The organism is Streptomyces sp. NPDC033221 (genome assembly GCF_055577005.1).
The window spans coordinates 393,727-414,771 of sequence record NZ_JBVIQN010000001.1 but is presented as its reverse complement, the minus strand read 5'-3'; the positions used below and the strand labels follow the sequence as shown (position 1 = coordinate 414,771).

The 21,045-nt window shown below is 71.5% G+C and carries 19 protein-coding genes; 15 read left to right on the top strand and 4 right to left on the bottom strand.

Annotated features, from left to right (window positions below):
• Positions 1–20 precede the first annotated feature (20 nt).
• The gene (locus ACZ53K_RS01865) at positions 21–683 is read left to right on the top strand and encodes a TetR/AcrR family transcriptional regulator C-terminal domain-containing protein (protein ID WP_468830618.1); all 663 of its coding nucleotides are present in this window, start codon (positions 21–23) and stop codon (positions 681–683) included.
• Between the two features lie 39 nt (positions 684–722).
• Here ACZ53K_RS01865 and ACZ53K_RS01860 read toward each other — a convergent pair whose 3' ends face one another.
• The 3 genes from ACZ53K_RS01860 to ACZ53K_RS01850 are packed head-to-tail and all read right to left on the bottom strand — an operon-like array spanning position 723 to position 4,302.
• Positions 723–1,955: an acyltransferase family protein gene (locus ACZ53K_RS01860; protein WP_468830616.1), complete on the bottom strand. Its 1,233-nt coding sequence runs from the start codon at positions 1,953–1,955 to the stop codon at positions 723–725.
• A complete protein-coding gene (locus tag ACZ53K_RS01855; RefSeq protein WP_468830614.1) occupies positions 1,952–3,325 on the bottom strand; it encodes an alpha-2,8-polysialyltransferase family protein in 1,374 nt (457 codons plus the stop codon). The genes ACZ53K_RS01860 and ACZ53K_RS01855 overlap by 4 nt, the downstream gene beginning before the upstream one ends.
• Positions 3,325–4,302, bottom strand: a complete 978-nt coding sequence (locus ACZ53K_RS01850) for a glycosyltransferase family 2 protein (RefSeq protein WP_468830612.1) — start codon at positions 4,300–4,302, stop codon at positions 3,325–3,327. Before ACZ53K_RS01850 ends, ACZ53K_RS01855 begins: the two co-directional genes overlap by 1 nt.
• A 187-nt stretch (positions 4,303–4,489) precedes the next feature.
• Here ACZ53K_RS01850 and ACZ53K_RS01845 point away from each other — a divergent pair, with 187 nt between their 5' ends.
• The 14 genes from ACZ53K_RS01845 to ACZ53K_RS01780 all read left to right on the top strand — a co-directional run bounded on the left by ACZ53K_RS01845 (position 4,490) and on the right by ACZ53K_RS01780 (position 19,588).
• Entirely contained in the window at positions 4,490–5,818 is a 1,329-nt protein-coding gene (locus ACZ53K_RS01845) for a DUF6716 putative glycosyltransferase (protein WP_468830610.1), read from the top strand.
• A 53-nt stretch (positions 5,819–5,871) separates the two neighbouring features.
• The gene (locus ACZ53K_RS01840; RefSeq protein ID WP_468830608.1) at positions 5,872–7,107 is read left to right on the top strand and encodes a cytidylyltransferase domain-containing protein; all 1,236 of its coding nucleotides are present in this window, start codon (positions 5,872–5,874) and stop codon (positions 7,105–7,107) included.
• 21 nt (positions 7,108–7,128) lie between these two features.
• Positions 7,129–8,061: an N-acetylneuraminate synthase family protein gene (locus ACZ53K_RS01835; RefSeq protein ID WP_468830606.1), complete on the top strand. Its 933-nt coding sequence runs from the start codon at positions 7,129–7,131 to the stop codon at positions 8,059–8,061.
• A gap of 151 nt (positions 8,062–8,212) precedes the next feature.
• Positions 8,213–9,433, top strand: a complete 1,221-nt coding sequence (locus tag ACZ53K_RS01830; protein WP_468830822.1) for a hypothetical protein — start codon at positions 8,213–8,215, stop codon at positions 9,431–9,433.
• Between the two features lie 130 nt (positions 9,434–9,563).
• On the top strand, positions 9,564–10,787 hold the full coding sequence (locus tag ACZ53K_RS01825; RefSeq protein WP_468830819.1) for an amidohydrolase: 1,224 nt from the start codon (positions 9,564–9,566) through the stop codon (positions 10,785–10,787).
• A gap of 284 nt (positions 10,788–11,071) precedes the next feature.
• Positions 11,072–12,103, top strand: a complete 1,032-nt coding sequence (locus ACZ53K_RS01820; protein ID WP_468830604.1) for a BMP family lipoprotein — start codon at positions 11,072–11,074, stop codon at positions 12,101–12,103.
• A 311-nt stretch (positions 12,104–12,414) separates the two neighbouring features.
• Entirely contained in the window at positions 12,415–13,926 is a 1,512-nt protein-coding gene (locus tag ACZ53K_RS01815; protein WP_468830816.1) for an ABC transporter ATP-binding protein, read from the top strand.
• A complete protein-coding gene (locus ACZ53K_RS01810; RefSeq protein ID WP_468830602.1) occupies positions 13,923–15,053 on the top strand; it encodes an ABC transporter permease in 1,131 nt (376 codons plus the stop codon). The genes ACZ53K_RS01815 and ACZ53K_RS01810 overlap by 4 nt, the downstream gene beginning before the upstream one ends.
• Complete coding sequence (locus ACZ53K_RS01805) at positions 15,050–16,333, top strand: ABC transporter permease (protein ID WP_468830600.1); 1,284 nt, start codon at positions 15,050–15,052, stop codon at positions 16,331–16,333. Before ACZ53K_RS01810 ends, ACZ53K_RS01805 begins: the two co-directional genes overlap by 4 nt.
• Positions 16,334–16,347: 14 nt before the next feature.
• Positions 16,348–16,800 (top strand): cytidine deaminase, encoded by a 453-nt coding sequence (locus tag ACZ53K_RS01800; protein ID WP_468830598.1) that lies wholly within the window; start codon positions 16,348–16,350, stop codon positions 16,798–16,800.
• Between the two features lie 145 nt (positions 16,801–16,945).
• Positions 16,946–18,223, top strand: a complete 1,278-nt coding sequence (locus ACZ53K_RS01795) for a thymidine phosphorylase (protein ID WP_468830596.1) — start codon at positions 16,946–16,948, stop codon at positions 18,221–18,223.
• Between the two features lie 109 nt (positions 18,224–18,332).
• Entirely contained in the window at positions 18,333–18,557 is a 225-nt protein-coding gene (locus ACZ53K_RS01790; RefSeq protein ID WP_468830594.1) for a hypervirulence associated TUDOR domain-containing protein, read from the top strand.
• Positions 18,558–18,561: 4 nt separating this feature from the next.
• A complete protein-coding gene (locus ACZ53K_RS01785; RefSeq protein WP_468830592.1) occupies positions 18,562–18,903 on the top strand; it encodes a DUF3140 domain-containing protein in 342 nt (113 codons plus the stop codon).
• Positions 18,904–18,994: 91 nt separating this feature from the next.
• Positions 18,995–19,588, top strand: a complete 594-nt coding sequence (locus ACZ53K_RS01780) for a Uma2 family endonuclease (protein WP_468830590.1) — start codon at positions 18,995–18,997, stop codon at positions 19,586–19,588.
• A gap of 60 nt (positions 19,589–19,648) precedes the next feature.
• Here ACZ53K_RS01780 and ACZ53K_RS01775 read toward each other — a convergent pair whose 3' ends face one another.
• Complete coding sequence (locus tag ACZ53K_RS01775; protein WP_468830587.1) at positions 19,649–20,983, bottom strand: MFS transporter; 1,335 nt, start codon at positions 20,981–20,983, stop codon at positions 19,649–19,651.
• Between the last annotated feature and the right edge of the window lie 62 nt (positions 20,984–21,045).

Genomic DNA, 21,045 nt, shown 5'->3' with positions numbered 1-21,045 from the left:
AACGGTGTTAAGTTGTCAACGTGGCTACGAGACTTGACCGGAAACTGGTGGCGGAGACCGCCCTCGCCCTGCTGAACGACGTCGGCCTCGACGGGCTCACGCTGCGCCGTATCGCCAAGGAGCTGGACGTCCAGGCGCCCGCGCTCTACTGGCACTTCAAGAACAAGCAGGAGCTGCTGGACGAGATGGCCACCGTGCTGCTCGGGCGGATGACCGCGCCGATCGCCGGGACCGGTGACGGCTCCTGGAGCGGTGACTGGCGGGTCATGCTCACCGAGGCGTGCCGGCGGACCCGGCACACGCTGCTCGGCTACCGCGACGGCGGCAAGGTCTTCGGCGGCACCCGGCTGCGCGACCAGGCGCTGCTGCGGCCGATGGAGTCACTGCTGGTCGCCATGAGAGGTGCCGGGTTCACTGCGGACCGGGCCGCGCGCGCCTGGTTCACCACGTACGCCTACACCATCGGCTACGTGATCGAGGAGCAGTCCGTCTTCCCGATGCCCGGCGACGCGCGGCCCGACCCGGCGTACGACCAGGAGGAGCGGGAGCGGAGCGTGGGTGCGGACTACCCGCTCACCGCCGCGGCCGGAGTGGAGATGTTCGGCGACACCGCACGCGGCTTCGACGACGGCCTGCGGGTCGTCATCGCGGGGATCGAGGCCACGCTGCTGCACGGCCGGTAGACCGGGGGCGATCGCCTGTCAGCCGGGCGCCCCCGGGCCTCAGCGCCGCGGGTCGATCGCCTGTCGCAGTACGGGCGTGAGCGGCCGCTCCACCCAGCGGTGCAGCACCCACGCCAGCGCCAGTATCAGTGCGACGGTCAGCGCGAGCGTCGCGTACGAGGGGATGCGCAGACCGCCGTGCAGCCCCCGCACGACCACCCAGCCCAGGTGCTCGTGCACGAGATAGAACGGGTACGTCAGCGCCCCGGCGACCGTCAGCCAGCGCCAGTTCGCCCACCGCATCCGGCCCAGCGCGATGGCCACCACGAGCGCGAAGCCCACCGTGATGATCGCGATGATGACGAACGCCGAGCGGTAGGAGAAGGCGTGGGCGGACGGCGGGTGCCAGAGCCCGGCCACCGCGTAGTGCTGGCCGGTCAGCCAGCTGACGCCGACCACCGCCCACGCCACCGGGTCCCGCCCGCCGTAGCGGTGCAGCAGATAGCAGCCGATGCCGCCGATGAAGAACGGCGCGTACTTCGGCATCAGGACGACATCCAGCGCCGGGATGTGCGCGGCCTGCGCGATCGCCGCCGCCAGCGTCCAGCCCGCGCAGAACAGCACCACCCGGCGGCGCGTCGCGCCCGGCAGTACGACACACAGCGCGAACAGCGCGTAGAACCGCATCTCGGCCCAGAGCGTCCAGCACACGCCCAGCACCCGCTTCGCGCCCAGCGGCTGCTGGAGCATCGTCAGGTTCGTCAGCACATCGCTCGGGCCCGGCGCTTCGAACGCCACCCACGGCAGCGCGAAAACAGCCGTGACCAGCAGGACCGCCACCCAGTACGCGGGATACAGCCGCGCGACGCGGGAGGCGATGAAGGAACGCAGCGACCGCCCCCAGCCGCTCATGCAGATGACGAAGCCGCTGATGACGAAGAAGATCTGGACGCCCAGGCAGCCGTACGCGAACACGCCGTGCAGCGTGGGGAACTGGTGCGCCGGTGAGCTGCCCCACGCCTTGGCTGTCTCGCCGCCCCGGCCGCCCAGGTGGTACGCGGCGACCATGAGCGCGGCGCACAGCCGCAGCCCGTCGAGGGCGCGCAGCCGCGGTACGACACGCGATTTCTTGCCGGTCCTCTGGCCGGATTTCTTGCCGGGCGTGGCCGCTTCACCGTTCCGTACGTCCGGCACGGCGGGCAGCGGACGGGTGACCAGCGCGGACGCGGACGGCGAGGACGGGCCGGGAACCGCGGCGGGCAGCGGCGCCCCGGCCGGAAGCTGCGCGGTCATCCGAACGCGGCCCGCTTCTTCAGGCGCCGCTGCATCGCCCGCGCGCGCCGCGCGACCCTGCGCACGGCCGCGTTGCGCGGAATGAAGGACAGCTGCGCCGGGAGCGCGCCGGGGAGTGCGAGCGCGGTCAGCCGGCGGCGCTTGAAGTAGCGCCAGGTGCGCTCGTTCAGGTGGGTGGCGAGGTAGCGCTCGGCGACCGGGCGCAGGTCCGGGTAGATCTGGTTCTGCATCGCGTAACCGACCGCGCTGAGCAGCCCGTTGATGTGCGTCGGCACCGGCTTCGAGCCCGGCTCGTCCGCCAGGTCGGGGACCAGCGCGTCGACGAGGGTGACCGGCACGCGGTTGCTGTTCTGGTACGGGGTCAGGCGCTCCAGCAGCAGGTCCGTGCCGACGCGGGCGGTCGGCAGACCGTAGAACGCAGCGGCCGTCAGCAGCGCGGTGGAGAAGCAGCCGACCACGAGCGCGGGCCGTTTGCGCTGGTAGAGCACCTCGGCGAGGACCGGCGTGTCCAGTACGGTCAGCTCGGCACCGAGCTGCTCCGCCTCCCGCTCCAGCGCCCGGGACCAGCGGGCCGGCGCCGACGGATGCGGCTTGAACACCACCTGGCGGTGCCCGCGCCGGACCGCGCCGCGCAGCATCCGCGCGTGCAGCGCCTCCTCTTCCTCGGGCGTGAGGATGCCCAGCGCCGACAGGTACTGGCCGAGGAGCAGCGCGGCGCCCTCCGGTACGGCGTGCAGCGCCGGGCCGTCGAAGTCCGCGGCCAGGTCGGCGAGCACCTCCCGGAACGCCTCGGTCGGCACGGTCTCGGCGCCCACGCCGAACTCGGTGAGCAGCAGCGGCTTCAGGCCGGGCACCAGGTCCAGGTGCAGCAGGCGGCGCACCCGGGTGCCGACCAGGGGGTCCAGCTTGTTGCGGGTCGGGCCGTAGCTCATCAGCCCGTCCGCGTACACCTCGACCGGCGCGTCCGGGAAGAGCTGCGCCAGCGCGAGCGCCGGGTGCACCTGGATGGACTCCACGACCAGTTCGATCGCGTCCTCGCCCAGGTCCCACAGCAGCCGCAGGTGCCGTTCCCACAGCGGGACGTCGTCCTGACGCGGGAACCAGCCGCCGGGATGGAACGGGCTGATCGTCTCGTTCCACGACAGCACCCGGTCGAAGCGGCCGCGCAGCCGGTCGAAGCCGGGCATCCGGTCCACCGGCGTGGCGGTCTCCGGGGTCGCCGCGTTGTTGCTGACCAGCAGCAGCCGGCGGTCCGCCGGTGCGAAGCGGCCGGAGTCCAGCGCGGCGGCCAGCGTCGCGGCGCCGTACAGGGTGGACGCCAGGAAGATCTGCGTACGCGGCCGCGCCGGTACGTCGGTACGGGTGGCCATCAGGCGGCCACCTCCGCCGGTACCGGACGCCGGCGCAGCCGTCGCAGACGGGAGGCGCGCTGCGTGTCCATCGAATCCAGTGCTTCCTTCAGTACGTCCTGCGGCATTCTTCTCATCGCCGCCGCGCTCATCGCGCGCAATTTACGGGCGACCTGCGGTTCGAATCGTTCGATCGAACCGAGGTGGTGGGAAATGATGGCGCAATAGGTGCGTACGGCTTTCGGCAGCAGCCGGGCCGCGTCCCGGTCCTGCGCCGTTTCCTCGATCACTTGATCAAATGCCCGGATGAAATCCAGCTGCCGTACATCACCGATCTGGGTGAGCGAGGACGCCACCCCGCGCCGGTAGAACACACCGAGCAGCCCGGACACCGCCATCGACCGGGCCTCGCGGTGCAGCCGCCAGATCCACGGCCGGTCCTCCGCGGTGCGCAGACCGTGCGTGAAGTGCAGCAGCCCGTCGTCCAGCAGCCGGCGGTGGTAGATGCCGGCCCAGGCGAAGGCGTAGTCCACGGAGGTGGAGCGGTCGGCGGGCAGGATCAGCGCGCGCGGGTCCAGCACGGTGTTGCGGCGGCCGTGCGGTACGCGGTGCACGGACCGGGCGCGCGCGGTGCACTGCACATGATCCGTACGTACGAAGTCGCACCCCAACCCCTCGATCGTGGCGAGGAGTTGCGCGTAGTGCCCGGGGGCCAGCCAGTCGTCACCGTCCAGGAAGGTCACGTACTCGCCGTTGGCCGCGTCCAGGCCGGTGTTGCGGGCGGTGGCCAGGCCGCCGTTCTGCTCGTGCCGCAGCACCCGGGCGCCCGGCAGCTCGCCTCCGGCGCGCGCGAGGATCTGCGGCGTCTCGTCCCGCGAGCAGTCGTCCACCAGCAGGAATTCGAAGTCCTCGCGGGCGTTGGCCGCCAGGCTTCGCAGGGTGTCGGGCGCATATGTCTGCACGTTGTAGAACGGCACGACGACGGAGAGCTTAACCACCCGGGTGACGTTAGGCGCGGACCCGGCATTCGTCTTGACGGGACGCGGGCCCCAAGGTGAACGAAGCACGGCGGGATGGTTAACCCGGCAATTCGGCCGACCGGTTCGCTGTCCCGCGATGCGCTGTTAACCCGCTGTTGCGGCACAGTTGGCCCGCCGAACGGAACGCCTTCCTAGCGTTTTCGTCGTGCCCACTCGTACCACTTCCCAGCCGCGTGCCGCGGTGCTCGCGGATTCGGATACCCGATGGAAATGGGGCGCTTCGACAGCGCACCGTATCCGACCGGACATCCGACTGGACGGATTTCTGCTCCGCGGCCGCGCCACCCCCACGGTCCGCCAGCTCGACGAGGTCGGCGCCCGTGCGGACACGCTGCGCGAAATCCGTGGCGCGGACTTCCTGGAGCTGATGAAGGACACCGCGCGGTACGACGTGATCGTCCTCGCCTGCGTCGGCGGCGCCGTCCAGGCGATGCTGCACGGCCTCGCCCGCGCCTGGCACGGAGCGGCCCGGCGGCCCGTCGTCGTCACCGGCTACGTCGGCGTCGTCTACGAGAAGCTGGCCGACGGCCTGCTGCTGCGGCACGGCGCGGACATCGTCCTCGCCAACTCCCGGCACGACGCGGACCGCTTCCGCGCGGTCTACGAGGGCGTCGGCGCCGACGGCGACAGCGTCGTCGAGTGCGCCCTGCCCTTCCTGGGCGGCACCCCCTACGAGCCCGCCCCCGACGGCCGCCCCTACACGGTCGTCTTCGCCGCCCAGCCCTCCGTACCGGACCGCCGCGAGGACCGTACGTACCTCCTGCGCCGCGCCGCCGAACACGCCCGGCGCAACCCCGGCCGCGAGGTGCTCGTCAAGCTGCGCAGCAAGCCCGGCGAACACACCACACACATCGAGGAACTCCCGTACCAGAAGCTGGCCGCCCGCCTCCCCGGCGGCCTGCCGCCCAACTGCCGCCTGGCGTACGGGAACATGGGCGACGTCCTGGACCGCACCGACCTGATGGTGACCGTCAGCTCGACCGCCGCCCTGGAGTCCCTGCACCGCGGCATCCCCACCGCCGTCCTCACCGACCTCGGCATCCGCGAAGCCCTCGGCAACCACCACTTCCTCGGCTCCGGCTGCCTCGCCTCCTGGGACGAACTGGACGCCGGCCACCGCCCCGCACCCGACCCGGACTGGCTGGCCCGCCAGGGCGTCGCACCCGGAGAGGCCTACACGACCGCCTTCGACGCGGCCCGCGCCCGCGTCACCGCCCTGCGCGCCGCCGACCGCCTGCCGCCCCTCACCCCGTACTACACACCCCGCACCGCACCCGGCTACCTCCCCGGCATCCTCGCCCGCTACGGCCTCGGCCCCGACGGCGCACCGCTGCCCGGCCAGACCGCCGAACCCACGGAGACCGGCGGCCTGCGCCGGCTCGCCCGCGACACCGTGCGCGACGCCGCCCGCGGCGCCTACCGCCACGGCGTTCAGCGCGTCGCCCCCGCCATCCGCCGCTGGGGACAGCTGTGAGCACCCCGCCCATCCGCCCCCGGAGCCCGCACGGCCCCCGGAAGGAGCCCGCAATGCCGAGCACACCGAGCCGTACGGCCGCGCCGACCGTCGTCGCCGTCATCCCCGCACGCGGCGGCTCCAAGGGCGTACCCGCCAAAAATCTGGCCGCGGTCGGCGGCGTCCCGCTGATCGCCCGCGCGGTCCGCGAATGCCGCGCCGCCCGCCTGGTCACCGATGTCGTGGTCTCCACCGACGACGCGGCGATCGCCGGCGCGGCGCGCGGCGCGGGAGCCGTCGTCGTACGCCGCCCCGGCGACATCGCGGGCGACACCGCCACCAGCGAGGCCGCCGTCCTGCACGCCATGGACGCGTACGAGGCCGAACACGGCAAGCCCGTCGACGCGGTCCTGCTCGTCCAGTGCACCAGCCCCTTCCTGATCCGCGAGGACATCGAGGCGGTCGCCGCCGCGGTCGTCGAGACCGGCGCTGACAGCGCGCTGACCGTGGCGCCGTTCCACGGCTTCGTATGGCGCGAGGGCGCCGACGCGGCGGTCGAGACGGAGGCCGCCCCCACCGCCCCTGGCGGCACCGGCGTCAACCACGACAAGTCCTTCCGCCCCCGCCGCCAGGACCGCCCCCAGGACTTCCTGGAGACCGGCGCCGCGTACGCCATGGACGCCACCGGCTTCCGCGCCGCCCGCCACCGCTTCTTCGGCCGTACCGAACTGGTGCGCACCGACCCGGCCCGCGTGCTGGAGGTCGACGACCCGCACGACCTGGCGCGCGCCCGCGCCCTCGCGCCTCTGCTGGACACCGCGCGCCCCGGCGCGCTGCCGACCCGCGACGACATCGACGCGGTCGTACTCGACTTCGACGGCACCCAGACCGACGACCGGGTGCTCGTCGACTCCGACGGACGGGAGATGGTCGCCGTGCACCGCGGCGACGGCCTCGGCATCGCCGCCCTGCGCAAGGCGGAGCTGAAGCTGCTCATCCTGTCCACGGAAACGAACCCGGTCGTCGCCGCACGGGCGGACAAACTCCGCCTGCCCGTGCTCCACGGCATCGACCGCAAGGACCTCGCACTCAAACAGTGGTGCGAGGAACAGGGCATCGCGCCCGAGCGTGTGCTCTACGTCGGCAACGACGTCAACGACCTCCCGTGCTTCGGCCTCGTCGGCTGGCCCGTGGCGGTCGCCGGCGCCCACGACGTCGTACGCGGCGCCGCCCGCGCCGTCACCTCCACCCCCGGAGGCAGCGGCGCGATCCGCGAGATCGCCTCGTGGATCCTCGGCCCGACCCTCTGACCAGGTAAGGAACCCACCCCCATGACCAGCAACTCCCGCCTGCGCACCCTCGGCGACCGGCTCGTCGGCCCCGGCCGCCCCGTCTACGTCACCGGTGAGATCGGCATCAACCACAACGGCGACCTGGAGAACGCCTTCGCGCTCATCGACGCCGCCGCGGACGCCGGCTGCGACGCCGTGAAGTTCCAGAAGCGCACCCCCGAGATCTGCACCCCGCGCGACCAGTGGGACATCGAGCGCGACACCCCCTGGGGCCGGATGACCTACATCGACTACCGCCACCGCGTCGAGTTCGACGAGGACGGCTACCGCGCCATCGACGAGTACGCCAAGAAGCGCGGCATCGCCTGGTTCGCCTCCCCCTGGGACGTGGAGTCCGTCGCCTTCCTGGAGAAGTTCGACGTTCCCTGCTACAAGGTCGCCTCCGCCTCCCTCACCGACGACGAACTGCTGCGCGCCATGCGCGCCACCGGCCGTACGGTGATCCTCTCCACCGGCATGTCCACCCCCAAGCAGATCCGGCACGCCGTGGAGGTCCTCGGCAGCGACAACATCGTCCTGTGCCACGCCACTTCGACCTACCCCGCCAAGGCCGAAGAGCTGAACCTGCGCATGATCCACACCCTCCAGGCCGAATACCCCAACGTCCCGATCGGCTACAGCGGCCACGAGACCGGCCTGCAGACCACCCTCGCCGCCGTCGCCCTCGGCGCCGCCTTCGTCGAGCGCCACATCACCCTCGACCGCGCCATGTGGGGCTCCGACCAGGCCGCCTCCGTCGAACCGCAGGGCCTCACCCGCCTGGTCCGCGACATCCGCACCATCGAGGACTCCCTCGGCGACGGCGTCAAGAAGGTCTACGAGAGCGAGCTGGGCCCGATGAAGAAGCTGCGCCGCGTCGCCGGCGTGGTGGCCGAGGCGGAGTCCGCCGACCGCGAGCCCGTCTCGGCCTGACCCGTGCCCGTACCCGTATGCCCGTACGGCCGCACCTGCCCGCGCACGACAGCTCCAGACGCCTGACGAACGGGACGTACACACCGTGAGCTCACCAGACGGGGCCTGTGGCCCGCCCCGGGAGGCGGCGGGGACTCCCGTCCGCCGCCTCCTGGGGGTACCCCGGCAGCACCACAGACCCGGCGCGGACCGGCCCGGCTCGGCGGCCGGGGACGAGACCGGGGCCGGGGCCGGGGCGCCAGGCACCCTCGCCTTCGTGGAAAGCCCGGTGCAGCTCCTGAACGTCCTGGAATGGGCGTACGGCGAACAGGCCACGGACCTCACCGTCGTCGTCCTCGCCCCGCACGACCCGATGACCCGCGGCCAGCTCCGCCGGATGGCCGAACTCGCCCGCGACGAAGGCTTTTCCGTCCGATGGGAAGAGGCCCGCGAGGGAGCGTCCGCGCCCCTGCGCACCATCGGCGGCCTCACCCCCCGGCTCCGGCGGGCGGGCCGCGTCGTCATCGGCGACCCCTTCTCCCGCTACGTCCAGCTGCTGCTGACCCTCACCCGCGCCCGCGACCTGATCGTGGTCGACGACGGCACGGCCACGATGGAGTTCATCACCCAACTCACCAACGGCGAACGCCTCGTACGCTGGCACCGCCACGGCGGCGGACGCGGACCGCGCGACCTGCTCTTCGCACCGTTCTCGGCCGCCGCCCGCCGCCGGCTCACCCCCGGCGGACGCCGCCGCACCGTCGGCCTTTTCACCGCCATGCCCGTAGAGCCCCCACCGGACGTCCGCGTCCTCTCGAACGAATTCGCCTGGACCAGACGGCGGTTCGGGCCGCCGCGGCTGACCCGCGGCACCGACATCGTCGGCACCTCCCTCGTCGAGACCGGCGTCGTCGACCCCGACCGCTACCTGGCGGCCGTCGCCTCACTCGCCCGTGTCCACGGCGCCACCCGCTACTTCGCCCACCGCCGCGAGTCCGCCGCCAAACTCCACCGGATCGCCACCGAGACCGGCCTGGAAGTCGTACGCCCCGACCTGCCGCTGGAACTCATCGCCCGGCGCGGCCCCGTCGGCCGCCTCGTCCTCAGCTTCCCGTCCACCGTCGTCCACACCCTGCCGCTCGCCCTCGCGGGCACCGGGGTCGGCGTCGCCGTCTGCGACATCGACCCGGCCTGGCTGACCAGCAAGGCGTCCCCACGCGCCGAAGGATTCCTGTCCGGTGTGACGGAGACGGCCCGAGGGGTCCAACGACTGCCGACGTCGCCGACGGCGCCGACGGCACCTGCGACGCCGGAAGCACCGGTGACGCCGCCGGAAGGCGTGGCCCCTGAGGTATCCGGCGCGGCTGATTCCGGAAACAAGCGGAACCGGTAGTGATACCCCCGTGATGACCGCTCCATGCGCCGGGCGGCCTAGATTTCCTTCCCCTAACGGGCTGAACTTTTGTTGATCGAGGGACAGTTGCCCCAACCGCACCCGTACCCTTCAACGGGTGAACCACTTGATGTCCCGCGAGGCCGCAACCGCTGACGCTCCTGCCGGGGAACCGCTGCCCGGCGCGCTGCCGGACGAGCTGTGTGCCGAACTGATCGCCTTCCGCCGCGACTTGCACATGCACCCCGAGCTCGGCAACCAGGAATTCCGCACCACCGCCGCACTCAAGGCGCGCCTGGAGCGGGCCGGCCTCACCCCACGCGTCCTGTCCATCGGCACCGGCCTGATCTGTGACATCACGCCCGGCCTCGCCCCCTGGGACGGCACGCAGCCCCTGCTCGCCCTGCGCGCCGACATCGACGCGCTGCCGATCCCCGACGTCAAGACGGTGCCGTACCGTTCCACCGTCCCGAACCGTGCCCACGCGTGCGGCCACGACGTCCACACCACCGTCGTCCTCGGCGCCGGCCTGATCCTCGCCGAGCTGGCCCGCGAAGGACGACTGCCCCGCCCCGTACGACTGCTCTTCCAGCCCGCCGAGGAAGTACTGCCCGGCGGCGCCACCGACGCGATCGGCGCCGGGGTGCTGGACGGGGTGGGCCGCATCCTCGCCGTGCACTGCGACCCCCGCGTGGACGCCGGTCGCATCGGCCTGCGCACCGGAGCGATCACCTCCGCCTGCGACCGCCTGGAAGTCACCCTCGACGGCCCCGGCGGCCACACGGCCCGCCCCCACCTGACCACCGACCTCGTCACGGCCGCCGCCCGCATCGTCGTCGACGTACCCGCGCTGCTCTCGCGACGGGTCGACACCCGGGCCGGCCTCGCCGTGACCTGGGGCCGCCTGGACGTGGGCCACGCCTGCAACGTCATCCCACAGCACGCGGAACTGGCCGGCACGGTGCGCTGCCTCGACCTGGACGCGTGGCGCGACGCACCCGACCTGGTACACGCGGCGACCGACGAGGTCGCGGCACTCTACGGCGCGAAGTGCCAGGTCAACTACGTGCGGGGAGTGCCACCGGTGGTCAACGAACCCGTCTCCACCCAACTCCTCCACGACGCGATGGCCGCCCGCCGGGGCCCCCACGCCGTCGAAGGCACGGAGCAGTCACTCGGCGGCGAGGACTTCTCCTGGTACCTGGAGCGCGTACCGGGCGCCATGGCCCGCCTGGGCGTACGGCCACCGGGAAGCGCCATCCGGTACGACCTTCACCGGGGTGACTTCGACGCGGACGAGGGGGCGGTGCGGGCGGGGGTGGAGCTGTTCACGGCGGCGGCGATGCTGGCGTAGCCAGCGTGGCTCGGCGTGGCTTGGTTGGGGTGCGCGTGCGGCGCGGTCTGTGCGTGGCTGGGGGACAGTGATCCCTGAGCGCCCCCGCCCCCGTACAGACCAATGCGAACCGCGCGAAGCGCACTCGCGCAGCGCAAGGCCCGTTCCCCCCCGCCGCGCCGGCGGCACGGGGAGGAACAAATAGATAACGGCCACGCAGTGAAGGGTTTTGCGCCAGGTCTACGCGCGTTAATCTCCCGTAAAGCCAGCGCCAGCGTAGGCGCTTCGAGCGAAGGGAAGGCCCCTTGCGTCGGGTCACCAGGTTTGCGGCCGCGGCCAGCGCCTCCGCGCTTCTCGCGGTCACCGCCACCGCTTGCGGTCAGAGCTTCGCCGAGGCGAACCGGGCCAGTCATGCCGGTGTCGGGCTCGCTTTCGACATCGGTGGGCGGGACGACCACTCCTTCAACGAGGCGGCCGCCCGCGGCACCGAGAAGGCCCGGGAGAAGCTGGGTGTCAACGTCAAGATGCTGACGGCGAAGAACGGCGAGACGGAGGCGGACCGTGAGCAGCGGCTCTCGTCGTTCGCCGAGGCCGGGTACAACCCGGTCATAGGTGTCGGTTTCGCCTACAGCCGGTCGATCGAGAACGTCGCCAAGGACTTCCCGGAGACGACGTTCGGCGTCGTGGACGCGGTGCCGCAGGGCAAGAACGTGGACGCGATGGTCTTCGCGGAGCACGAGGGCTCGTATCTGGCGGGTGTCGCCGCCGCGCTGAAGAGCAAGAACCACAAGGTCGGCTTCATCGGCGGGGTGAACAACGCGCTGATCCAGAAGTTCCAGGCCGGTTTCGAGCAAGGTGTACGGGACACCGATCCGAAGACCAAGGTCACGTCGCAGTACCTGTACCCCAACAACGACAAGGGGTTCAACGACCCGGCCGCGGCGAAGGCCAAGGCGGGCGGCATGCTGGACAGCGGTATCGACGTGATCTACTCCGCGGCCGGCCAGTCGGGTGCGGGCGCCATCGAGGCGATCAGCAAGCGCAAGGGCGCCTGGGCGATCGGCGTGGACTCCGACCAGTACCTTCAGCCGGGTCTGGCGAAGTACAAGGACTGCATTCTGACGTCGGTCGTCAAGAACGTCGACGTGGCGGTCTTCGACCTGATCAAGAGTGTCGAGGACGGCAAGCCGCTGACGGGCGTGCACGCGTACGACATGAAGAAGAAGGGCGTCACGCTCGCCACGTCGGGCGGCTTCATCAAGGATGTCCAGCCGCAGATCGACGCCGCCCGGCAGAAGATCGTCGAGGGCAAGGTGAAGGTCAAGGAGACGCCGTAGCAGGGTACGGGGCGGGCCGCCAGCCGGCCCGGCCCCCGCTCGACCCCACCGCGGCCGCGGCTCGCCCCACGGCCGGACCACCTCGCGGCCGGGCCATGCCCGGGCCCGCGCCCTCGACGGCCGGTACCCGCTGCCGCCGTCCGCCCAAGGACTCGCCGTCCACCAAGGACACGTCCGCCCAGGACACGTCCACCGAGGACAATCCCCGAGGGGAGTGCGCCATCAACGCAGCACCCACGATCAGCCGCCCGGCCGAGCCGGGCCCCGCAGCCGTCGAACTCCGCGGTATCACCAAGCGTTTCCCCGGTGTCGTGGCCAACCACGACATCGATCTGACCGTCCGCCGCGGCACCGTGCACGCCCTGTGCGGTGAGAACGGCGCGGGCAAGTCGACGCTGATGAAGATCCTTTACGGCATGCAGAAGCCGGACGAGGGCAGCATCACGCTCGACGGCGAGCAGGCGGCGCTCGGCAGCCCCGCGGACGCCATCGCCCGCGGCATCGGCATGGTGCACCAGCACTTCATGCTGGCCGACAACCTCACCGTCCTGGAGAACGTCGTCCTCGGCGCGGAGAAGCTGCACGGCATCGGCGACAAGGCGCGTAAGAAGATCATGGAGATCTCGGACGCTTACGGGCTCGCCATCCGCACCGATGTCCTCGTAGAGGACCTCGGCGTCGCGGACCGCCAGCGGGTGGAGATCCTCAAGGTCCTCTACCGCGGCGCCCGCACGCTCATCCTCGACGAGCCGACCGCGGTCCTGGTCCCGCAGGAGGTCGACGCGCTCTTCGACAACCTGCGGGAGCTGAAGTCCGAGGGCCTGACCGTCATCTTCATCTCGCACAAGCTGGGCGAGGTGCTGTCCGTCGCGGACGACATCACCGTCATCCGCCGGGGCACCACCGTCGCGTCCGTGGAGCCGTCGAAGACGACGCCCAAGCAGCTCGCGGAGCTGATGGTGGGCAGCGAGCTGCCGTCCCCGGAGACGCGGGAGTCGACGGTGACGGACACGCCGATGCTGGGGGTCGAAGATCTCCGGCTGAGCGCCACCGACTCCGACGGCGTCGTACGGACCGTGCTGGACGGGATCACCTTCACCATCCACAAGGGTGAGGTGCTCGGCGTCGCCGGTGTCGAGGGCAACGGCCAGGCCGAACTGGTCGAAGCGATCATGGGCACCCGCACCCTGGACGGCGGCACCGTGACGCTGGACGGCCGGGACCTGACCGGCGCCAGCACCCGCAAGCGCCGCGAGGGCGGCATCGGCTACGTCCCCGAGGACCGCCACCGGCACGCCCTGCTGCTGGAGGCGCCCCTGTGGGAGAACCGCATCCTGGGCCACGTCACCGAACGCCCCAACAGCAAGGGCCGGCTGCTGGACCTGGCCGGGGCCCGTAAGGACACCGAGCGGATCGTCGCCGAGTACGACGTACGGACGCCCGGTATCGAGGTGACGGCGGCCTCGCTGTCCGGCGGCAACCAGCAGAAGCTGATCGTCGGCCGGGAGATGAGCCACCGGCCCAAGCTGCTGATCGCCGCCCACCCCACGCGGGGCGTGGACGTCGGCGCACAGGCGCAGATCTGGGAGCAGATCCGCGCCGCGCGCCGGGAGGGCCTGGCGGTCCTGTTGATCTCTGCTGACCTGGACGAGCTGATCGGGCTCTCCGACACCCTGCGGGTGATGTACCGGGGCCGGCTGGTCGCGGACGCGGACCCCGCGACCATCACCCCGGAGGAGTTGGGCTCGGCCATGACCGGTGCCGCCAGCGGTCACCTCACCGCTGCAGACGCTGACACGCGCGAGGGTGGTGACCGGGAGTGAAGACGCTGACCAGGTCGTTCACCAAGGACAAGGTGCTGCTGGCGCTCGCGGCGCCGCTGCTGGCCATCGCCGCCGCGTTCGTCATCAGCTCGCTGGTCTTCCTGGCCTCGGGCGAGAATCCGCTGCGCGCCTACGGGATCATGGCCGATTACGGCCACTACAGCGACAGCCAGGTCTGGATCATCAACAAGGCGGTGCCGTACTACCTGTCGGCGCTGGCGGTCGCCATCGGCTTCCGGATGAACCTGTTCAACATCGGTGTGGACGGGCAGTACCGGCTGGCGGCCTTCGCCGCCGCCGCGGTCGGCGGCGCCATCGCGCTGCCCGGCGCCCTCCAGATCATCCTGCTCATCGTCATCGCGATGGTGGTGGGCGCGCTGTGGGCGGGCATCGCGGGCGTACTGAAGACCTCGCGCGGCGTCAGCGAGGTGATCACCACGATCATGCTGAACGCCATCGCCGCCTCCGTGATCGGCTACTTCCTCCAGGACGGCCGTCTCGCGATCAAGGACGGCAACCTCCTGCACACCAAGTTCCTGCCGGAGTCCAGCCACTTCTTCAGCTTCCCGACCGACCCCAAGCCGGTGTACGGCTTCGTGGTGATCGCGGCGCTGGCCGGCTTCGTCTACTGGTTCGTGCTCAACCGCACCCGCTTCGGCTTCGACCTGCGCGCGGTGGGCACCTCCGAGCCGGCCGCCGAGGCCAGCGGCGTCAGCGTCAAGCGGATGATCGTCATCTCGATGCTGCTCTCCGGCGCCGCGGCGGGCCTGGTGGGCATGCCGACGCTGCTCGGCGAGTCCTTCAACTACGGCACCGACTTCCCGGCCGGCATCGGCTTCACCGGCATCGCCATCGCGCTGCTGGGCCGCAACCACCCGGTGGGCATGGCCTTCGGCGCGCTGCTGTGGGCGTTCCTCGACCGCACCGGCTCCCGGCTGGAGTTCGAGGGGTACGCGCAGGAGATCGTCGGCGTCATCCAGGGCGTGATCGTGCTGTGCGTGGTCATCGCGTACGAGATCGTGCGCCGGTACGGGCTGCGCGCCCAGCAGCGCAAGGTCGGCGAGGAACTGGCCGCCCAGGCCCGTACGAACCCAGGTGAGAACGACAAGGCGGAGGCGACCGCGTGAGTACGGAACTCAAGCCCGCGGCCCGGCCCGGCGCCAGCGCGCGGGGTGGCGGTCGCCGCAAGCTGACCTACCCCGTCATCCTGCTGATCATCGCCGGGGCGATCGTCGCGGTGTCGCTGCTGCGCGCGGTCACCGGCACCAACGACCTGACCTCCGCCGGACAGTTCAGTGCGGCGCTCGCCGCCGCCACCTCGATCGGCCTGGCCGGTCTCGGCGGTCTGTGGGCCGAGCGGGCCGGCGTGGTCAACATCGGCCTCGAAGGCATGATGATGCTCGGCTCGTTCGCGGCCGGCTGGATCGGCTGGCAGCACGGCCCGTGGGCCGCGGCGGCCATCGGCATCCTGGGCGGCGCGCTCGGCGGCCTGGTGCACGCCATCGCCACCGTCAGCTTCGGCGTCGACCACATCGTCTCCGGTGTCGCGATCAACATCCTGGCGCTGGGCGCGACGCAGTACCTGGCCACGCTGTGGTTCGGCGCCGAAGGCAGCGCGGCCATGCAGGCGGGCGGCAACGACAAGCAGTCGCCGCCGATGGCCGACATGCCGACGTTCACCATCCCGGGTCTCTCGGACGCGTTGCAGTCCCTCGAAAACCACCACTGGTTCCTGGTCTCCGACGTGGCCGGCATCCTCGGCGGCCTGGTCACCAACGTCTCCTGGCTCACCGTGCTGGCCGTACTGCTCTTCGTCGGCACCTTCTACCTGCTGTGGCGCTCGTCCTTCGGCCTGCGGCTGCGGTCCTGCGGCGAGGCGCCCGTCTCGGCGGAGTCGCTGGGCGTCAACGTCTACACGTACAAGTACGCGGCAGTGCTGGTCTCCGGCGCGCTGGCCGGGCTCGGCGGCGCGTTCCTGTCCATCAGCACGCACTTCTACCAGGACGGGCAGACCGGCGGCCGCGGCTACATCGGCCTCGCCACGATGATCTTCGGCAACTGGCGGCCCGGCGGCGTCGCGATGGGCGCCGGACTGTTCGGCTTCATGGACGCCATGCAGCTGCGCAGCGGCGGCCCGACCGTGCACGCGCTGCTGCTCGGCCTGGCGGCGCTGCTCGCCGTCCTCGCCCTGTTCCGGCTGCGCGCCGCCAAGCGCGCCCAGGCGGCGGTCGCGGGCGTCGCGGCGGTCCTCCTCGTCCTCTGGTACTTCCTCACCGACGTGGTGCCGCTGGAACTGGTCGAGGCCAGCCCGTACATCGCCACGCTGCTGGTGCTGGCGCTGTTCGCCCAGCGGCTGCGGCCCCCGAAGGCCAACGGCAAGCCGTACCGGCGGGGGCAGGGCACATGACGCACGATGACCGGATGAACGAAGGCCGAAGCGGCGAGGGCCGAAGGGACGACGGCCGGAGCGACGACGGACAGGCGCCGGTCGACTGGGAGCGGCTCCGCGAGGCGGCCCGGGACGCGATGTCCCGGGCGTACGCCCCGTACTCCGGCTACCCGGTCGGTGCCGCGGCCCTGGTGGACGACGGCCGTACGGTCGTCGGCTGCAACGTCGAGAACGCCTCGTACGGACTCGGCCTGTGCGCCGAATGCGGCCTGGTCTCCGCGCTGGCCGCCACCGGCGGCGGCCGGCTGACCGCGTTCACCTGCGTGGACGGCCGGGGCGAACTGCTCGTCCCGTGCGGCCGCTGCCGCCAGCTGCTGTACGAGCACGGTGGCCCCGGCCTCCTGATCGACGCGGGGGAGGCGGGTGTCCGGCACCTGGACGACCTCCTCCCGGACGCGTTCGGTCCCCAGCACCTGGACCGCTGAAGACCCGTGGCCCGCACTGTCGCAGGATGGTGCGGGCCTCTCGATCTCCCGGCTCTATGCGTGTAGAACTGAACACGCCCGCTCGCCGCGTCGTTCCCGGGTACAGGGACGGGCTGAGCCGGCCGTTCCACGAAAGGAAGCCCAGATGGACGTCATCTCGGTCATCCGCGCCAAGCGCGACAAGCAGGAGCTGACCCCCGAACAGATCGACTGGGTCATCGACGCCTACACGCGCGGCGAGGTCGCCCACGAGCAGATGTCGGCCCTGGCGATGGCCGTCTTCCTCAACGGCATGAACCGTACGGAGATCGCCCGCTGGACCGCCGCCATGATCGCCTCCGGCGAGCGGATGAACTTCGCCGCCCTGGCCCGCCCGACCGCCGACAAGCACTCCACCGGCGGCGTCGGCGACAAGATCACCCTGCCGCTCGCGCCCCTCGTCGCCGCCTGCGGCGCGGCCGTACCCCAGCTCTCCGGCCGCGGCCTCGGCCACACCGGCGGCACCCTCGACAAGCTGGAGTCCATCCCCGGCTGGCGCGCCCTGCTCTCCAACGCCGAGATGATGGACGTACTGGACAGCGTCGGCTCGGTCATCTGCGCCGCGGGCGACGGCCTGGCCCCCGCCGACAAGAAGCTGTACGCGCTGCGCGACGTCACCGGCACCGTCGAGGCCATCCCGCTCATCGCCTCCTCGATCATGTCCAAGAAGATCGCCGAGGGCACCGGCTCACTCGTCCTGGACGTCAAGGTCGGCTCCGGCGCCTTCATGAAGACCATCGAGGACGCCCGCGAACTGGCCACCACCATGGTCGAACTCGGCACCGACCACGGCGTACGCACCTCCGCGCTGCTCACCGACATGTCCACCCCCCTCGGCCTGACCGCCGGCAACGCCCTCGAAGTCCGCGAGTCCGTCGAGGTCCTGGCGGGCGGCGGCCCGGCCGACGTCATCGAACTCACCCTCGCCCTGGCCCGCGAGATGCTCGACGCGGCCGGCCTCAAGGACGCCGACCCCGCCAAGGCCCTCGCCGACGGCTCCGCCATGGACCACTGGCGCCGCATGATCCAGGCCCAGGGCGGCGACCCCGACGCGCCCCTCCCGGTCGCCCGCGAACAGCACACCGTCAACGCCTCCGCCTCCGGCGTCCTGACCACCCTCGACGCCTACGCCGTCGGCGTCTCCGCCTGGCGCCTGGGCGCCGGCCGCGCCCGCAAGGAGGACCCGGTCCAGGCGGGCGCCGGCATCGAACTCCATGCCAAGCCCGGCGACGAGGTCAAGGAAGGTCAGCCCCTCCTCACCCTCCACACCGACACCCCCGAAAAGTTCCCCTACGCCCTCGAAGCCCTCGACGGCGGCGTCCTGATCGCCCCGCCGGGCACGGACCACACCCCGAACCCGGTGGTGCTGGACCGCATCGGCTGATCGGCCCCGCATCGCCGCCGTCGGGCGCGCTCCTTCCGGGGCGCGCCCGACGCGCGCCGCGCTTTGTCCGGTGGTGTGCTGGAAGCACCTGACTGCGAGGAGAACGGCCATGGCGAAGAAGAAGGACGACTTCAGCAAGGGCGACAAGGTCACCTGGAAGAGCCACGGCAGCGAGGCCGTGGGCGAGGTGGAGAAGAAGATCACGGGGCGTACGGAGGAGGCGGGGCGCACGGTGGACGCCTCGCCGGACGATCCGCAGTACAAGGTCCGCAGCGACAAGTCCGGCGGCTCGGCCGTGCACAGGCCCGGGGCCCTGAAGAAGAAGCGGTCCTGAGGCCATGGCGGAGACGAAGGACGACCAGGACACCGTGTGGCAGGACTTCAAGGATGCGGTGAACATGTCGCCGTCCGAGCTGGAGTCGTGGCTGAAGAAGGACGAGTCCAAGGAGTCGGGGCAGCACAAGGGGGGTGGAGAGTCGGTGGGGCATGAGTCCGGCCGCCGGATCGTGTCCTTGCTCCGCACCGAACGCGCGGATCTTTCCGACGATGATTACGCCCACATGCGCAAGGTCACGGGGTACGTCCACCGCCATCTCGCGCAGCGGCCGTCGGGGGATGTGGAGGGGACGACGTGGCGGTATTCGTTGATGAACTGGGGGCATGATCCGTTGAAGGGGTAGCGATCCTCGTTCGGGTGAACGGTGTCGATGGACCGGGCCCCTGTTCGTTCGGCATGCTGGAGTCGGTGACGTACCGATAGAGGAGCACACCATGGCAGCAGTCATCGCCGAGTGCCCCCAACGTACCGGCGCGCCCGGTTGGGACGAGGCGCTTCGCACCTGGGAGCAGACCAATGCTCCGGAGGGCTGCAAGGTGGAGATCATCGAGGGGATCGTCACCGTGGCACCACCGCCGGAGAGTGACCACAACGACACCGCGGACGAGCTTCAGCGGCTGCTTTACACCGTCATCCCGAGGGACTGGGGGATCTACCAGACCCAAGGGCTCGTGGCGCCCGGCAAACAGGGGCTGTTCATCCCCGACCTCGCCGTCATTCCGAAGAAGCTGCTGCCGCGTCCACGCGAGCGCCAGACCGCCGACGTGGCTCGCCTCATCGTCGAAATCACCTCTCGGTCCAACGCGAACCACGACCGCGTCGAAAAGCTCCACGCCTACGCCACCACCGGCGTCCCCCTCTACCTCCTCCTGGACCCCTGGCACTCCGGCAAGCCGACCGCGACCCTGTACGGCGAACCGGAAGGCGGCTCGTACCGGGTGCTGGAGATGGTCAAGTACGGCGACGAGCTGCGCCTGCCCGCGCCGTTCGACGTCAGTGTCGACACTTCGCTGTTCCCTGTCGGATGACGAAGGGCCCGCCCCACCAGGACAGGTGGCGGGGCGGGCCCTTCGGGCTGTGAGCGGCCGTTATGCGGCCTTGCGGAGGTGCGGGACGCGCCGCTCCGCCATCGCCTTACGCGTCGCGTACAGCGTGATCGACGCGGCGCCGACCATCGCGGCCAGACCCAGCGCGACGGTGGCCTCCCAGCCGCCCGCGTGGAAGGCCAGGGCGCCCAGCGCGCCGCCGATGCTGCTGCCTATGTAGTACGCGCACTGGTAGAGCGCGGACGCCTGCGCGCGTGCGGTCTTCGCGGCGCGGCTGACGGAGGAGGACGCCACCGCGTGGCCCGCGAAGAAGCCCGCGGTGATCAGGACCAGGCCCAGCAGGACCGCGAGGAGCGACGCGGTGAGGGTGAGCAGCAGGCCCGCCGCCGTGGTGCCGACCGCGAGGTAGAGGGCCCCGCGGCGGCCGACGCGGCCCACCAGGCGGCCCGCCGCGGCGGAGGAGACCGTACCGACCAGGTAGATGAGGAAGATCGAGCCGACGATGCCCTGGGGGAGGTTGAAGGGCTCGTCGACCAGGCGGTAGCCGATGACGGTGTAGACGGCGCCGAAGACCGTCATGAAGAGTGCGCCGATGCCGTACAGGCGGCGCAGCAGCGGGTCGGAGAGGTGGCCGCCGAGGGTGCGGGCCAGGGCGCGCGGGCCGACCTTGCGGGGGGAGAAGTGCCGGGCCTTGGGGACCAGGAGGCGGAAGGCCACCGCGCAGAGCACGGCCAGCAGTCCGACGGCGCCGAGTGCGGCGCGCCAGCCCCAGGCCTGGGCCACCCAGCCGGTGACGATCCGGCCCGACATGCCGCCGATGCTGTTGCCCGCCACGAACAGGCCGATCGCGGCGACCAGCGCCTTGGCCCGTACCTCCTCGGCGAGGAACGCCATCGCGGAGGCCGGCAGCCCGGCCAGTGCCACGCCCTGGACGGTGCGCAGGGCGACCAGCCATCCCAGGTCGGGGGCGAACGGCACCAGCATCGCGATCAGCGCGGCGACCGACAGGGAGGCGGTCATCATCGTGCGGCGGCCGAAGCGTTCGGACAGCGCGCTCAGCGGGATGACGGCGAGGGCCAGTCCGAAGGTGGCGGCCGACACGGTCCAGCTGGCCTGGTCGGGTGCCACGGCGAGGTCGGCGGAGATCGCGGGGAGCAGCGCCTGCGTGGAGTACAGGAGCGCGAAGGTGGCGACGCCTGCCGCGAAGAGGGCGAAGCTCATCCGGCGGTAGCCGGGGCCGCCCGGGTGCAGCTTGGCGGCCTCCGGGTCGGGCGCCGGGCGCGCGTCGGTGGCGGGCGCGGAGGAGGTGACGGGGGACGACTGTGCGGAGGCGTCGGCTCGCGCGGCGGCCGACGCCCCGGTATCAGCGGGAGGCATGATCCGAACGTAAGCCTGCCGGTTTCATGCGTCCAATGCATAGAAACGCCATAATCGATGCT

Bases quoted from the DNA above. Each gene is read 5' to 3' on its own strand.
- ACZ53K_RS01860 (WP_468830616.1), bottom strand. From the start codon at position 1,955: ATGACCGCGCAGCTTCCGGCCGGGGCGCCGCTGCCCGCCGCGGTTCCC.
- ACZ53K_RS01855 (WP_468830614.1), bottom strand. From the start codon at position 3,325: ATGGCCACCCGTACCGACGTACCGGCGCGGCCGCGTACGCAGATCTTC.
- ACZ53K_RS01840 (WP_468830608.1), top strand. From the start codon at position 5,872: ATGCCGAGCACACCGAGCCGTACGGCCGCGCCGACCGTCGTCGCCGTC.
- ACZ53K_RS01835 (WP_468830606.1), top strand. From the start codon at position 7,129: ATGACCAGCAACTCCCGCCTGCGCACCCTCGGCGACCGGCTCGTCGGC.
- ACZ53K_RS01825 (WP_468830819.1), top strand. From the start codon at position 9,564: ATGTCCCGCGAGGCCGCAACCGCTGACGCTCCTGCCGGGGAACCGCTG.
- ACZ53K_RS01800 (WP_468830598.1), top strand. From the start codon at position 16,348: ATGAACGAAGGCCGAAGCGGCGAGGGCCGAAGGGACGACGGCCGGAGC.
- ACZ53K_RS01795 (WP_468830596.1), top strand. From the start codon at position 16,946: ATGGACGTCATCTCGGTCATCCGCGCCAAGCGCGACAAGCAGGAGCTG.
- ACZ53K_RS01790 (WP_468830594.1), top strand. From the start codon at position 18,333: ATGGCGAAGAAGAAGGACGACTTCAGCAAGGGCGACAAGGTCACCTGG.
- ACZ53K_RS01785 (WP_468830592.1), top strand. From the start codon at position 18,562: ATGGCGGAGACGAAGGACGACCAGGACACCGTGTGGCAGGACTTCAAG.
- ACZ53K_RS01780 (WP_468830590.1), top strand. From the start codon at position 18,995: ATGGCAGCAGTCATCGCCGAGTGCCCCCAACGTACCGGCGCGCCCGGT.
- ACZ53K_RS01775 (WP_468830587.1), bottom strand. From the start codon at position 20,983: ATGCCTCCCGCTGATACCGGGGCGTCGGCCGCCGCGCGAGCCGACGCC.